Origin of the sequence: Clostridium psychrophilum, from assembly GCF_018861705.1 — a bacterium.
Classification (GTDB): domain Bacteria; phylum Bacillota; class Clostridia; order Clostridiales; family Clostridiaceae; genus Clostridium_AD; species Clostridium_AD psychrophilum.
This window is the reverse complement of the sequence record NZ_JAHLEC010000281.1, coordinates 1-548: the sequence shown is the minus strand read 5'-3', so window position 1 is coordinate 548 and position 548 is coordinate 1. Positions and strand designations below refer to the sequence as shown.

General features: G+C 45.3%; 1 rRNA gene. It reads left to right on the top strand.

Features of this window, described 5'->3' with window-relative positions:
- Positions 1 to 548, top strand: a 23S ribosomal RNA gene (locus KPL38_RS19470); the annotation flags it as partial.

Below are 548 nucleotides of genomic sequence, written 5' to 3'. Positions count from 1 at the left end.
CTATGTACTGCATACTGAATAAATAGGTATGCAGGGGTAGACCCGGGGAACTGAAACATCTAAGTACCCGGAGGAAGAGAAAGAAACATCGATTTCCTAAGTAGCGGCGAGCGAAAGGGAAAGAGCCCAAACCTAGGTCTTTGACCTAGGGGTTGAGGATAGATCATAAACACTGTAATTCTTTAATTGAAAACAGCTGGAAAGCTGCTCCGCAGAAGGTAATAGGCCTGTAAATGAAAAGGAAAAACAGTTAGATCTAATCCAGAGTACCACGAGACACGTGAAACCTTGTGGGAAGCTGGGAGGACCACCTCCCAAGGCTAAATACTACCTAGTGACCGATAGTGAAGAAGTACCGTGAGGGAAAGGTGAAAAGAACCCCGGAAGGGGAGTGAAATAGAACCTGAAACCGTGTGCCTACAATCGGTTAAAGCACTTTATATGTGTGATAGCATGCTTTTTGTAGAACGAGCCAACGAGTTACGATATGTAGCAAGGTTAAGTACTTAAGGTACGGAGCCGAAGGGAAACCAAGTCTGAATAGGGCG